At 62.0% G+C, this 12,832-nt stretch carries 12 protein-coding genes; 5 read left to right on the plus strand and 7 right to left on the minus strand.

Features of this window, described 5'->3' with window-relative positions:
• Positions 1-10: 10 nt before the first annotated feature.
• Positions 11-1,801, minus strand: coding sequence for an ATP-binding protein (locus HU749_RS01100; protein WP_186649502.1), 1,791 nt, complete (start codon positions 1,799-1,801; stop codon positions 11-13).
• 10 nt (positions 1,802-1,811) lie between these two features.
• The gene (gene algB, locus HU749_RS01105; protein WP_018602742.1) at positions 1,812-3,158 is read right to left on the minus strand and encodes a sigma-54-dependent response regulator transcription factor AlgB; all 1,347 of its coding nucleotides are present in this window, start codon (positions 3,156-3,158) and stop codon (positions 1,812-1,814) included.
• A 438-nt stretch (positions 3,159-3,596) separates the two neighbouring features.
• Between algB and HU749_RS01110 the strand changes: the two genes are divergently transcribed.
• The 5 genes from HU749_RS01110 (at position 3,597) to HU749_RS01130 (ending at position 8,115) form a co-directional block, all read left to right on the plus strand.
• Positions 3,597-3,917 (plus strand): hypothetical protein, encoded by a 321-nt coding sequence (locus HU749_RS01110; RefSeq protein WP_079301405.1) that lies wholly within the window; start codon positions 3,597-3,599, stop codon positions 3,915-3,917.
• 80 nt (positions 3,918-3,997) lie between these two features.
• Entirely contained in the window at positions 3,998-4,162 is a 165-nt protein-coding gene (locus tag HU749_RS01115; RefSeq protein WP_003177151.1) for a DUF1328 domain-containing protein, read from the plus strand.
• 2 nt (positions 4,163-4,164) lie between these two features.
• Positions 4,165-4,629 (plus strand): inhibitor of vertebrate lysozyme family protein, encoded by a 465-nt coding sequence (locus HU749_RS01120; protein ID WP_014335828.1) that lies wholly within the window; start codon positions 4,165-4,167, stop codon positions 4,627-4,629.
• 702 nt (positions 4,630-5,331) lie between these two features.
• Positions 5,332-6,663 carry a glutamate/aspartate:proton symporter GltP gene (gene gltP, locus HU749_RS01125; protein ID WP_079301404.1) on the plus strand — a complete coding sequence of 444 codons (1,332 nt, stop codon included), beginning with the start codon at positions 5,332-5,334 and terminating at the stop codon, positions 6,661-6,663.
• Positions 6,664-6,885: 222 nt separating this feature from the next.
• Positions 6,886-8,115 carry a nucleoside recognition domain-containing protein gene (locus HU749_RS01130; RefSeq protein ID WP_079301403.1) on the plus strand — a complete coding sequence of 410 codons (1,230 nt, stop codon included), beginning with the start codon at positions 6,886-6,888 and terminating at the stop codon, positions 8,113-8,115.
• Between the two features lie 20 nt (positions 8,116-8,135).
• Here HU749_RS01130 and HU749_RS01135 read toward each other — a convergent pair whose 3' ends face one another.
• The 5 genes from HU749_RS01135 to HU749_RS01155 are packed head-to-tail and all read right to left on the minus strand — an operon-like array spanning position 8,136 to position 12,734.
• On the minus strand, positions 8,136-8,771 hold the full coding sequence (locus HU749_RS01135; RefSeq protein WP_095974448.1) for an ABC-type transport auxiliary lipoprotein family protein: 636 nt from the start codon (positions 8,769-8,771) through the stop codon (positions 8,136-8,138).
• The gene (locus HU749_RS01140; RefSeq protein WP_046063415.1) at positions 8,768-9,706 is read right to left on the minus strand and encodes an MlaD family protein; all 939 of its coding nucleotides are present in this window, start codon (positions 9,704-9,706) and stop codon (positions 8,768-8,770) included. The genes HU749_RS01135 and HU749_RS01140 overlap by 4 nt, the downstream gene beginning before the upstream one ends.
• Before the next feature lies 1 nt (position 9,707).
• On the minus strand, positions 9,708-10,511 hold the full coding sequence (locus tag HU749_RS01145) for an ABC transporter ATP-binding protein (RefSeq protein WP_046063416.1): 804 nt from the start codon (positions 10,509-10,511) through the stop codon (positions 9,708-9,710).
• Entirely contained in the window at positions 10,508-11,656 is a 1,149-nt protein-coding gene (locus HU749_RS01150) for an ABC transporter permease (protein ID WP_095974449.1), read from the minus strand. The genes HU749_RS01145 and HU749_RS01150 overlap by 4 nt, the downstream gene beginning before the upstream one ends.
• A gap of 52 nt (positions 11,657-11,708) precedes the next feature.
• A complete protein-coding gene (locus HU749_RS01155; protein WP_095962180.1) occupies positions 11,709-12,734 on the minus strand; it encodes a DUF5924 family protein in 1,026 nt (341 codons plus the stop codon).
• Positions 12,735-12,832: the final 98 nt, after the last annotated feature.

The following is a 12,832-nucleotide window of genomic DNA, read 5'->3' on the forward strand; positions in this document are numbered from 1 at the left end:
GGCCGTGAGCTCAGACCGCCAGCGCCATGTAGAACTGCGTGCCCTGCCCCGGCCTTGAATAAACGCCCATGCGCCCGCCGTGGAGCTGGACGATCTCCTTGCACAGCGCCAGGCCGAGGCCGGCGCCCCCTTTCTTGCGTCCGACCTGGACGAAAGGTTCGAAGATCCGTCCCTGCTGGCCGTAGGCAATGCCTTCACCGTTGTCTTCGACGCTGATGATCACCCGCTCGCCATGGCGCCGGGCCTGCAGGCGAATCTGGCCGTTCTCGCCGGTGTGACGCATGGCGTTGTCGATCAGGTTATCGAGCACGCGATCCAGTTGCGCCGCGTCGGCATGCAGTCGCGGGAGCGGGCCCTGGATCGCCACGAGCAGCTCGATATCCTTGGCTTGGGCCTGTTCGGCGAACCGCAGCCGGGCCGCTTCCAATAGCTCGTCGATGGAGCAAGGTGCCAGGGTCAGCTTCTGCAGGCCGTTCTGGTAGCGAGAGAAGTTCAGCAGGTCATTGATGAGCTGCATCAGCCGCTGCATTTCTTCCGTGACGGTGTTGAGCAGGTCAGCCTCGCGCGACTCCTCTGGAAAATGCAGGCGCTCCTGCAACAGGCCGAACGCCATGTGCATGCCCGTCACGGGCGTGCGCAGTTCATGGGAGGCACGCAAGACGAACTCGCTGCGCACCCGTTCGAAGGCGCGTTGTTCGGTGACGTCATGCAGCACCATGACCGCGCCGAGAATGTGGCCCTGGGTATGGCTGACGGGGGTGAGGCTGTAGGTGAGCACCCGCGACTCGCCATCCACTTCGATGCTCAGGTCTTCCGGCGCACGCTCCAGGGTTCCGCCGCGCAGCACCAGGTGCAGCTCTTCATCCAGCTCAAGGCGTCCCAGCGCCTCGCCGAGCCCTTGGCCCAGGCGTTCCTCATCCCAGCCTAATTGACGCTGGGCCACCGGGTTGAGGTGCTCCAGCCGGCCTTGGCGGTCGATCATCAGCAAGCCGTCGTCGATGCTGTCGAGCACGGCTTGCAAACGTTGCTGGCCGGCGAGCAGTTCATCGATGTTGGTGGCCTGATGTTCGCGCAAGGCCTCGGCCATGACCCCGAAGCGACGGGTCAGGAGATTCAACTCGGCGGCCGAGGAAACGGGTAGCGTGACCTCGAAATTGCCTTGGCCGATGTCGTCCGCCGCTGCGGCCAGTGCCTCGATCGGCGCGCCGAAACGCCGGGCAAGGCCATGGGCCGTGATGAAACCGATGATCAGCACCGCCAACCCCACCAGCCCCAGCAGCCCGGAAATCAACATCGCCCGTTCACGGGCGCGGTCCTGGGTTTCACTGATGTTGGTCAGGGCCTGGCGATAGCCCTCGATCAGCCCATTGCGCAGCACGTTGAATTTTTCGGTGAGGTCCTTGATGCCCGTGAGCTGGCTCGGCTGCTGGCGAGACGCGCTGAAGGCCTCAAGAAACTCCATGTAGTCGGCCTTGGCCCGGCTGAAGCTGACCGCTGAATCGTCCAATTGCCGTTCGTGGGCGATGCCCTCGTCGATCAACGCCAGGTATTGCTGCTTGGACGCCTCCAGCGCAGCCAGGTCGGGCTTGTCATCGAGCATGATGATCAACTGATCGCCGAGGGTCTGGCGCAGCTTGAGGCCCAGGTCCAGCAGGATGAAGTTGTCGCGTACCGATTGTTCCTGGGTATTGGCCATCTGCATCACGCTGACCAGGCCAAGCACCAGTCCCAGCAAGGCCACGGTGATCAGGGCTGAGATGCTGAGAAACAGTCTTGTACGCAGCTTCATCGCCAGTTTCATAAGGTGTCGCTCACAGGTTGTACTGCTTGCGTTTGCGATACAGCGTGGAAGCATCGATACCCAGGGTCTTGGCCGCCTGGTCGAGGGTGTCGGCCGTGGCCAGCACCGCGCCGATGTGGGCTTTTTCCAATTCGTCGAGGCTCAGTGCGGCGCCGATGCGCGGCGCATTGTTGACCGGTTGCTCGGCCATGCCCAAGTGACTGATTTCGACTTTTTCCTGAGGGCAGATGATGCTGGCGCGCTCGACCACGTTGCGCAGTTCCCGGATGTTGCCTGGCCAGCGATAGCCTAGCAGCGCTTCGCGCGCTTCGTCGCTGAAGCCCCGGGCCGGGCGCGCGTATTCCTTGACGAAGCGGGCCAGGAAGCGGTCGGCCAGGGTCAGGATGTCTTCGGCGCGCTCACGCAGTGGCGGCAGGTGCAGGGTGATGACGTTCAGGCGATACAGCAGGTCTTCGCGAAAGCGTCCGTCGCGCACCATGTCTTCGAGGTTGAGGTTGGTCGCGGCGAGAATCCGCACATCGGCGCGGCGCGTGACCGGGTCCCCTACCCGCTCGTATTCCTTGTCCTGGATGAAACGCAATAACTTTGGTTGCAACGTCAGGGGAAAATCGCCGATCTCGTCGAGAAAAAGCGTTCCGCCGTCAGCCTGGTTGACGCGCCCCAACGTACTCTCGCTGGCGCCGGTGAAGGCCCCCCGGCTATGGCCGAACAATTCGCTTTCCATCAGTTCAGCGGTCAGTGACGGGCAATTGATGGTGACGCAGGACTTTTTCGCCCGCTTGCTCCAGGCATGGATCGCACGGGCCAACTCGCCTTTACCGGTGCCGGACTCGCCGAGGATCAGGATGTTGGCATCGGTGCTGGCGACCTGGCGCGCGGTTTCCAGGACGACTTTCATCGCCGGGCTGTGGGAGTCCAGGCCATCCTTGGGCTTGCGCACCTCCCCTTCAAGGGCTTCAAGCCTTGCCGACAGTTGGCGTACTTCCAATTGCTTGGCGGTCGCCAGGCGCAATTGATCGGGGCTGCACGGCTTGACCAGGTAGTCGGCGGCCCCGGCCTGGATCGCATCGACCGCGGTATCGACCGCCGAGTGGGCGGTGACGATGACCACCCGCATCCAGGGGGCCTGGATACGCATTTGCGCCAGGACATCCAGGCCGTTGTCTTCGCCCAGGCGCAGGTCGAGAAAACACAGGTCGAACACCTGGCGTTGCAGCAGTGCGTCGGCCTGCGCGGCGCTGTTGGCGGTGGCAACGCTATAGCCTTCGTCTTCCAGGCAGTATCGGAACGTACGCAGGATGGCGGACTCGTCGTCTACCAGCAGAATGCGGCCTTGATGCTCAGTGGCGGATTCCATTTTTCCTACGCTCCTTTAATGAATGATGTTGGTTAGTGTCAGAAAAATCGGGCAAGTTGCATGGTCGATTCTGAGGGGATATTACCCACCGAGAATGGCCCTGTGGACGTCTGACTCCTAAAAGCCTGATTTGAGTTCCTTTTTTTATGATTCGTCTGGTTCGGACGGTTCGCATCGCTCATTCCGACAGCTGTGTCTGACAGGCAATTCAAAAACAATCTAACGCCTTTTCTCCTTCATTCGTGCAATACGCACGACCCGCATGTGAGCCATCGTGCAGGATGCGCTCCCAGTGTTGTGCGGTTATTTATTAACCTACTGATTTTAAAGGTATTTTTCTGACAAAAAATCCTGGCACGCAGGCTGCAATGCTCTGGACAACGTGGCGTTCGCGCGCCTCAACCAGATCACCGCACCCGGGTGGGGAGGAATTCCAGGATGAATCGTCAAAGTGCCGCTCAATTTGGCGCCGCCCACTTTAAAAGTGCCGCCCAATTGCGCCTCTCTTCCCTGCACATCCAGCAGGGCCTATGGGCTGCCTTGGCGCTGCTGGTCACCCTCGTAACGGGCCAGCAATGGTTGCTCTGGCACGAGCGTCAACAACCGGAAGCGCCACAGGTGTCGATTCAGCGTGCTCCGCAAACTCATTTCAGCGCTGTCAGCAGCCTCAAAGAAGCATCCGCTTCAATGCGCATGATGGATGTCGATCAGGCTCAGCCCGTGACCGACATGCCGCGTGAAGAGCGCTGGGTGTTTTAACCCGATGAACCGGTCGTCCATCGTGCCGGAACCATCACCGCCACACCCTCACTAAGTAGAAAAGCGTAAGGAGAATCACCATGTTGAGCTGGGCAATTACCTTCCTGATCATTGCCATCATCGCCGCCGTACTGGGCTTCGGTGGTATCGCAGGCACCGCCACGGGCATCGCCAAGATTCTCTTTGTCGTGTTTCTGGTGATGTTCATTGCTTCCTTCTTCTTTGGCCGTCGTGGCCGAGGCTGACCATGAGCGTTTCATTTAAAGGACTGGCCGCCGCCCTATTGCTGGGCGGCAGTGCCATGGCAATGGCTGCCAATGATGGACAGATGCGCGTCAACCAGTTGCTGGAATCCGACCCGCAATATCGCGAGACCTGGCAGCACGTCGTTAAAAAAGAAGAGCGCCTGCCCGAATGGGTGATGAACCTGTCAGGCGATTCGCAGCAGATGAATGCTGTGGAGGAAGATGGCGACAAGTACCTGGTGGGACCGTTGTGCGAAACCCAGGCGACGTGTCGCAGCGCACGCCTGTTCGTCGCCTTCAGTTTCGACAAGGACGAGGCCTATGCCCTGTTGGTGGAAGTCCCTGCGGGGCTGCCGGCCGACAAGTCCCCGACCCGTCATGCCAACTACCGGTTCCTCGGCAAGCCCGATGAAGGTATGCAGAAACTGTTAATGGAACAACTCAAGAAAGATCCGAACTGGTACTGATTCTGAAAAAGGGGAAAAGCAGCCCTGCTTTTCCTTCTGCACAGCCCGAGGAGGGCCGGTGCATGACCAGGGGGCCGGGACGTTCTGACGGATGAGCGTCGGAGTGACCTACGGGCACAAGGGGTGCCTGCGAAAGGGCCGGGTCAGGTAAAAGCTGCGACGCAGGTTCGCAAAGCCACCATGGCTTGGCGAACTTGCGTAGAGCTTTATGTCGGCAGATGTCTGCGCCAGAGCGGTTGGCTGATTGGGCGCCGCGAGCCACCCGGCGATGCGGCATATTGTCTCCTCCCGCCTATTTATCCCCCTTTTCCTGACCGTATATCGGAGAATGCCGGCGCAATTTCTCCCATGGGCCGCGTCTCGATTCGCGGTCGTTTCATCGGTCCCCCACCGTTGCGAGAGAAAGCCCAGCTACGCTGAAATGGCCGGTTCACGGCACTTATGCCTGCATAAATGTCGTGTTCGAACTGCTTGGGAGGCGGGTTTCGTTTGCAAATTCTCATGCCGATTCGGCATAGGGTAGGCGTTTACGGCATTAGACGAGCCCCCCCTGCATCGCAATAGTTGCGCCTTTTTTCGCCTGCCAGTAAGCCGCTAACGCGCTCGGGGTGACCTTATACGGGGGCAGGGGCGCGAATGTTTTTCGTCATCGACGATCTGTTCGCGCCACTGCCCGAGTCCAACTGAAGTAAGGGTAACGATATGAAGAAGGCACGACTAAGCCTCGCCTGGCAGATCCTCATCGGTCTGGTGCTCGGGATTGCATTGGGCGCGCTGCTCAACCATTTCAGTGCCGAGAAGGCCTGGTGGATCAGCAACGTGCTGCAACCGGCGGGCGATATCTTTATCCGTCTGATCAAGATGATCGTGATCCCGATCGTGATTTCCTCGCTGATCGTCGGCATTGCCGGGGTCGGTGATGCCAAGAAGCTCGGGCGCATCGGTCTCAAGACCATCCTTTACTTCGAAATCGTCACCACCATCGCCATCGTCGTCGGCCTGCTGCTGGCCAACTTCTTCCAGCCGGGCAGCGGCATCGACATGAGCACCCTGGGCACGGTGGATATTTCCAAGTACCAGGCCACAGCGGCGGAAGTCCAGCATGAGCATGCGTTCATCCAGACCATCCTCAACCTGATCCCGTCGAACATCTTCGCAGCCGTTGCGCGTGGCGAGATGCTGCCGATCATTTTCTTCTCCGTATTGTTCGGCCTGGGTCTGTCCAGCCTGCAATCGGACCTGCGCGAGCCGCTGGTGAAAATGTTCCAGGGCGTGTCGGAAAGCATGTTCAAGGTCACCCACATGATCATGCAATACGCCCCGATCGGCGTGTTCGCCCTGATCGCGGTGACAGTCGCCAACTTCGGCTTCGCATCCCTGCTGCCCCTGGCAAAACTGGTGATCCTGGTTTACGTCGCCATCGCCTTCTTCGCCTTTGTGGTGCTGGGCCTGATCGCCCGCCTGTTCGGCTTCTCGGTGCTCAAGCTGATGCGCATCTTCAAGGATGAGCTGGTGCTGGCCTACTCCACCGCCAGTTCCGAAACCGTGCTGCCGCGCGTGATCGAGAAGATGGAAGCCTACGGCGCGCCGAAAGCCATCTGCAGCTTCGTGGTGCCCACCGGCTATTCGTTCAACCTCGACGGTTCGACCCTGTACCAGAGCATCGCGGCGATTTTCATCGCCCAGCTGTACGGCATCGACCTGTCCATCAGCCAGCAATTGCTGCTGGTGCTGACCTTGATGGTCACCTCCAAAGGCATCGCCGGTGTGCCGGGCGTGTCGTTCGTGGTGCTGCTGGCCACTTTGGGCAGCGTGGGCATTCCGCTGGAAGGCCTGGCCTTCATCGCCGGCGTCGACCGCATCATGGACATGGCCCGTACCGCGCTGAACGTCATCGGCAACGCTCTGGCCGTGCTGGTCATCGCTCGCTGGGAAGGCATGTACGACGATGCCAAGGGCCAGCGCTACTGGAACTCCCTGCCGCACTGGCGCAGCAAGGAGCCGCTGCCGGCGGGGGAAACTTCCAGTAATTGAGATCCATTGTGGGAGCTGAGCTTGCTCGCGATGGCGTCGGATCAGTTGGCATTGATGTTGGCTGATCCACCGCCATCGCGAGCAAGCTTAGCTCCCACAGGGTCTTCCACAGGGGGTTCGTTAATCACCTGCGCAATGCCAAGCAAACCCCGGAGAAATCCGGGGTTTGTCGTTTCTGCCAGCCCCGCTATCATTCGCGGCATCTTCCGGGGGATTTAACTGATGCTCAATGGCCTGTGGCTTGGCTTCTTTATCGTGGCTGCCGTGTCGGCGCTGGCGCAGTGGTTGATCGGCGGCAACGCCGGGATCTTCGCGGCCATGGTGGAAAGCATTTTTGCCATGGCCAAGCTGTCGGTGGAGGTGATGATCCTGCTGTTCGGCACCTTGACCCTGTGGCTGGGCTTCCTGCGCATCGCCGAAAAGGCCGGCATCGTCGACTGGCTGGCCAAGGCCCTCGGCCCGCTGTTCTTGCGCTTGATGCCGGAAGTGCCCGCCGGCCACCCGGCGGTCGGCCTGATCACCCTCAACTTCGCCGCCAATGGCCTGGGCCTGGACAACGCCGCCACGCCCATCGGCCTCAAGGCCATGCGCGCGCTGCAGGATCTGAACCCCAGCCCGACCATCGCCAGCAATGCGCAGATTCTATTCCTGGTGCTCAACGCCTCGTCGCTGACGCTGTTGCCGGTGACGATCTTCATGTACCGCGCCCAGCAAGGCGCGCCGGACCCGACCCTGGTGTTCCTGCCGATCCTGCTCGCCACCAGCGCCTCGACCTTGATGGGGCTGCTGTCGGTGGCGTTCATGCAGCGCCTGCGCTTGTGGGACCCGGTGGTGCTGGCTTATCTGATTCCGGGTGCGTTGGTGCTGGGCGGTTTCATGGCGCTCCTGGCAACGCTCTCGGCCACGGCGCTGGCGGGGCTGTCGTCGATTCTCGGCAACCTGACGCTGTTTGGCCTGATCATCCTGTTCCTGGTGGTGGGCGCGCTGCGTAAGGTCAAGGTGTATGAAGCCTTCATCGAGGGCGCCAAGGAAGGCTTCGACGTCGCCAAGACGTTGCTGCCGTACTTGGTGGCGATGCTTTGCGCGGTAGGCGTGCTGCGGGCTTCGGGGGCACTGGATTTTGGCCTCGACGGTATCCGGCACCTGGTGCAGTGGGCCGGCTGGGACACACGCTTCGTCGATGCCTTGCCGACTGCGATGGTCAAGCCGTTCTCCGGCAGCGCCGCCCGGGCCATGTTGATCGAGACCATGAAGACCTCCGGCGTGGACAGCTTCCCGGCCCTGGTGGCGGCGACCATCCAGGGCAGCACCGAGACCACGTTCTACGTGCTGGCGGTCTATTTCGGCGCCGTGGGCATCCAGCGGGCGCGCCACGCCGTGGGGTGTGCGCTGCTGGCCGAATTCTCCGGGGTGGTGGCGGCCATCGGCGTTTGCTACTGGTTCTTCGGTTGACCTGAGTCGCCCGGCGACCCCTAGGGTTGGGTCGGCGTTGCTAAACGCTGGCCTTGCTCCAATGTCCAGGCCACCACTTCGGCCGTCAACCGGTCGCCGGCCCGGCCAAAGCCGTCCACCACCGCCGGCACTTTCACATCGCTCAACGGCTGGCGCACTTCAAACCGGTGACTGGCCAGGATGCGCTGGTCGAACCCGCGCACCAGCAGCGCGTCCAGGCGAATCACCACGCTGGCCGCTGTGCCCTGGTATTCGGTCTGGAACGCCTGCAATTGCCCGCCCAGCTCCAGGTCCGCTTGCAGGTTGCTGTCGGCGACGCTCAATAGCCTGACGCGTCCATCCTGGGCGAAGCCATCGAGCAGGCGATTGCGCAACAGCACCGGGGCCGGGTCGCTCCAGCGCGAGGCGGCGTAGCTGCTGAACAGATTGCCTTGAGGAATGACCGCGATTTTCGGGCTGTTGAGCACTTCGCTGGCTTGCGGGCTGGCCAGGCGCAACGACCAGTTCACCGCTGTGCCCGCAGATGCCGGGGCCTGGGTGGCGGGCAAGCGATACACATCCGCAGGATCGGCCTTGGGCAAAATCGAGCAACCGCCCACCAGGACAAATCCTGCCAGCAGGAGAAGAGGGCGGATAAACCGATTGGACGGCTTCATGGCGTGAACTCCTTGTCCTTGTCGTTGCCCAGCAAATAGCCGCTGGGGTTGGCATCCAGGCGCCGGGAGATCCCCCGCAGGGCGCTCAGGGTCTCGCGCAGCTCACGCACGGCGGGCGCCAGGGCATTGAGGCCCTGCATGCCGTTATTCAGCGAGTCGCGGTTGTCGTTCAGCAGCTTGTCGAACGTTGCCGTGCTGTGGGCCAGCGATTGCATGGCTTGTCCGGCGCTGCCGAACGCCTGTTTGCCCTGGTCGTTGAGCAAACCATTGGCGTTGCGCATCAACGCCGTGGTCTGTTCCAGCGTGGCGCTGGCCTGTTTGCCGATGGAAGCCAGTTGCTGCATGGCCTGGCGAATATCGCCGCGTTGCTCGGCAATGACCCCGGTGGTTTGTTCCAGATGCTCGAGGGTCTTGCCCAGGCTTTGGACGTTCTCCGAGGAAAACACCTCATTGGCGTTGTGCAGCAGCAGGTTGATGCTGGTCATCAAGTCATCGCTGTTGTTGAGCAGGCGGGCGATAGGCGAGGGCGCGGCGATGATCACTGGCGGTTCGCCGTCGTGCCCCGTCAGCGCCGGGCTCTGGGGCGTGCCGCCACTGAGCTGGATAATCGAGGTGCCGGTGATGCCGGTCAGGGCCAGCTTGGCCTGGGTGTCTTGCTTGATCGGTGTTTCTGCGCTCAAGCGCACCCGCGCCAGCACCCGGCGTGGGTCGTTCGGGTCCAGGCGCAGGTTGACGACGTCGCCGACCTTGATCCCGCTGTACTCCACCGAGCTGCCCCGGGACAACCCGCTGACCGCCTCGTTGAACACCACTTCGTAATCCTTGAACTCGCTGTCCACGCTGGACTTGGCCAGCCATAGGCCAAACAGCAGGGCGCCGGCCACCACAATGACGGTGAACAGGCCGATCAGCACATGATGGGCTCGGGTTTCCATGTCAAACCTCGTTGGATTGTGTAGCGGCCGATAACGCCGCGCGGCCGCGAGGGCCATGGAAGTATTCGTGAATCCAGGCGTCGTCGGTTTCCGACACCTTGTCGATGACATCGGCCACCAGCACTTTTTTCTGCGCCAGCACCGCCACCCGGTCGGTGATGGTGTAGAGGGTGTCCAGGTCGTGGGTGACCAGGAACACGCTCAGGCCCAGGGCATCGCGCAGCGTCAGGATCAACTGGTCGAACGCCGCCGCCCCGATGGGGTCGAGGCCGGCGGTGGGTTCGTCGAGAAACAGGATGTCCGGGTCCAGGGCCAGCGCACGGGCCAGGGCGGCGCGCTTGATCATGCCGCCGGACAGCGAGGCGGGGTACTTGTCTGCGGCCGAGAGTGGCAGCCCGGCCAAGGCCAGCTTCACCGCTGCCAGGTGCTCGGCGTCGGCCCGGCTGAGCCCGGCGTGCTCGATCAGCGGCAGGGCGACGTTTTCTGTCACGGTCAGTGACGAAAACAGCGCGCCTTTCTGGAACAGCACGCCAAAGCGCCGTTCCACCCGCGAACGTTGCTCCGCAGGCAGGCTCGGCAAGTCCTGGCCGAACACCCGCACGGAACCCTCGCTGGGCCGGTTCAGGCCGACAATGCTGCGCAGCAGCACCGATTTGCCGCTGCCGGAGCCGCCGACCACGGCGAGAATCTCGCCCTTGTACACGTCCAGGTCGAGGTTCTCATGCACGCTCTGGCGGCCGAAGCGATTGCACAGGCCGCGCACTTGAATCACCGCCTCGGTGGGCGGCCGCAGGGGTTGGCTCACCAGCTCATCTCCATGAAAAACAGCGCGGCCACGGCATCGAGCACAATCACCACGAAAATCGACTGCACCACGCTGGACGTGGTGTGGGCCCCGACCGACTCGGCGCTGCCACTGACCTTGAAACCTTCCAGGCAGCCCACGGCGGCGATCAGGAAGGCAAAGATCGGCGCCTTGACCATCCCCACCAGGAAATGCTGCACGCCAATGTCCGACTGCAACAGCGACAGGAACATGGCCGGGGAAATACCCAGCGACAGGGCACACACGACACCGCCACCGATAATGCCCGAGAGCATGGCCAGGAAGGTCAGCATCGGCAGCGCCACCAATAGCGCCAGTACCCGTGGCACCACCAGCAACTCGACCGGATCAAGGCCCAGGGTGCGGATCGCGTCGATTTCTTCGTTGGCCTTCATCGAGCCGATCTGCGCGGTGAACGCGCTGGCGGTGCGGCCCGCCATGAGGATCGCCGTGAGCAACACGCCGAATTCACGCAGGAACGAGAATGCCACCAGGTCCACGGTAAAGATGCTGGCGCCAAAGTCGGCCAGCACCGTCGCGCCGAGGAACGCCACCACCGCGCCGACCAGGAACGTCAGCAGGGCGACGATGGGAGCGGCGTCCAGGCCCGTCTGTTCGATGTGAACGACCATCGCTGTCATGCGCCAGCGCTTGGGGCGAAACAGGTTGCGGGCCAGGGTTTCCAGAATCAGGCCAACGAAACCCAGCAGTTGCAGGGTGTCTTGCCAGACTTTTTCCACCGCGCGGCCGATACGCGTCAGCAGCTGGGTCAGCACGCTGACCTGCGGCTCTTTCACCGGCACACAGAAGTCCGTCAGCGAGCAATAGACTGTCTGCAACAGCGCCCGCTCGGCGGCCGGCAAGCTGCAATCGGGGTGCTCGGCGGTCTTGCCCAGCCGTTCGGAGCCCAGCAGTTCCACCAGCAACGAAGCCCCGGCGGTGTCGAGGGCGCCGAGGCCGTTGAGGTCGATCAGGGTGTTCTCGTCGTATTGGCCGCGCAAGGATTCGCTCAAGCGCTTGAGCTGCGCGTAGTGGGCCAGCGTCCAGTCGCCGCTGACCCATAGCTGCGCCGGGGCGCGAGACGTGTCCAGCCGGGCAGTGCCAGTGGGGGATCCGGGGGTCATAAGCTCCATGCTCGTTCGACTTGAACAGCGCTACCTAATAGCACGACCACCGTTATTTTGCTTCGGGTGTGGCGGCGTTCACAGTGAAACGCAGCACACCGATCATCTGGCCATTTTCCGTCAGCACCCGCACTTGCCATTTGCCCGTCGGGTCTTGCGGGAAGTTCTGCTTGTGGGTCCAGGCGCGATAGCCTTCCTTGCGTCCGCCATGGATGTCCAGGGCGATGCGGTCGACTTCTTTGCCGTTGAACTGCCAGACGTGATAAATCCGCTCATCGAGCCCTCGCGGCGCGTTGATGGCGGTGTAGGCGTACAGGCCGCTGCCGCGGATCTGGGCCGCGCTGACCTCCTTGAGGCTGGCGCCCGGCGTGCGGTCCTCCAGTTGGGTGCTGATCGCCACTTCGGTCATCCACAGCGTGGCCGGCGGCACCCAGGAGCGCAGCACCCAGCCGGTGGCGCCAATCCCCACCGTGATGCAGAGGATCGCCAAGGCATTGCGCACGGTGCGGATCGGGAAGATCGAGGCCAGGCTGGGGAACGACAGCAGCATGGCAATGCCCAGCGCCAGCTTGAAGCTCTGGTCGGTGGTCAGGTGCAGGATGACCGGCAAAGAGGTGAGCAGGGCGGCGAACAGCGTCAGCGTGTGCAACGCCAGGAACGCCCAGCGCCGGGGCGCCAGCCATTTGTAGTACAGCGGGTCGGTGATCGAGATCAGCGCCGCGATCGCCAGCAGGCCGGTGAAAATCAGCTGGCTGCTGTTCCAGGTGGTGGTGATGAAGAAAAACGGCAGGACGAAAAACAGGCTCTCCTGGTGAATCATCTGCGTGGCGTAGCGCAGCAGCGGCTGGGGGATTTCCCGTTTGAAAATCCGCGTGAACAGCCGGGTCATGCTGTTTTCGACCATCAGCCAGAGCCAGCTCACCAGCATCATGATGGCGATCCAGGTCGCCAGGCCCTGCTGGCGGTCCACCAGCATGAAACTGCCGACCCCGGAAATGAAACCACCGAGTGCAATGACCCCTGGATAGCGCTTCATCAGTTCAAGGAGGCGCTGGATGTAGAGAGTCAGGTTTTGCATTCGGTCTTTTCACAGTAAGTCGTAGGAAATATCCCTGACAGAGTATCGTCAGGACATCGATGTGACGAGTGCTCTATGTGGTGAGGGATCTTCTGTGG

Source organism: Pseudomonas ogarae (assembly GCF_014268695.2).
GTDB lineage: Bacteria > Pseudomonadota > Gammaproteobacteria > Pseudomonadales > Pseudomonadaceae > Aquipseudomonas > Aquipseudomonas kilonensis.

What these genes read in the sequence shown, in the direction of transcription:
- HU749_RS01100 (WP_186649502.1), bottom strand. Translation starts at nt 1,801, where the DNA reads ATGAAACTGGCGATGAAGCTGCGTACAAGACTGTTTCTCAGCATCTCA.
- algB (WP_018602742.1), bottom strand. Translation starts at nt 3,158, where the DNA reads ATGGAATCCGCCACTGAGCATCAAGGCCGCATTCTGCTGGTAGACGAC.
- HU749_RS01110 (WP_079301405.1), top strand. Translation starts at nt 3,597, where the DNA reads ATGAATCGTCAAAGTGCCGCTCAATTTGGCGCCGCCCACTTTAAAAGT.
- HU749_RS01115 (WP_003177151.1), top strand. Translation starts at nt 3,998, where the DNA reads ATGTTGAGCTGGGCAATTACCTTCCTGATCATTGCCATCATCGCCGCC.
- HU749_RS01120 (WP_014335828.1), top strand. Translation starts at nt 4,165, where the DNA reads ATGAGCGTTTCATTTAAAGGACTGGCCGCCGCCCTATTGCTGGGCGGC.
- gltP (WP_079301404.1), top strand. Translation starts at nt 5,332, where the DNA reads ATGAAGAAGGCACGACTAAGCCTCGCCTGGCAGATCCTCATCGGTCTG.
- HU749_RS01130 (WP_079301403.1), top strand. Translation starts at nt 6,886, where the DNA reads ATGCTCAATGGCCTGTGGCTTGGCTTCTTTATCGTGGCTGCCGTGTCG.
- HU749_RS01135 (WP_095974448.1), bottom strand. Translation starts at nt 8,771, where the DNA reads ATGAAGCCGTCCAATCGGTTTATCCGCCCTCTTCTCCTGCTGGCAGGA.
- HU749_RS01140 (WP_046063415.1), bottom strand. Translation starts at nt 9,706, where the DNA reads ATGGAAACCCGAGCCCATCATGTGCTGATCGGCCTGTTCACCGTCATT.
- HU749_RS01150 (WP_095974449.1), bottom strand. Translation starts at nt 11,656, where the DNA reads ATGACCCCCGGATCCCCCACTGGCACTGCCCGGCTGGACACGTCTCGC.
- HU749_RS01155 (WP_095962180.1), bottom strand. Translation starts at nt 12,734, where the DNA reads ATGCAAAACCTGACTCTCTACATCCAGCGCCTCCTTGAACTGATGAAG.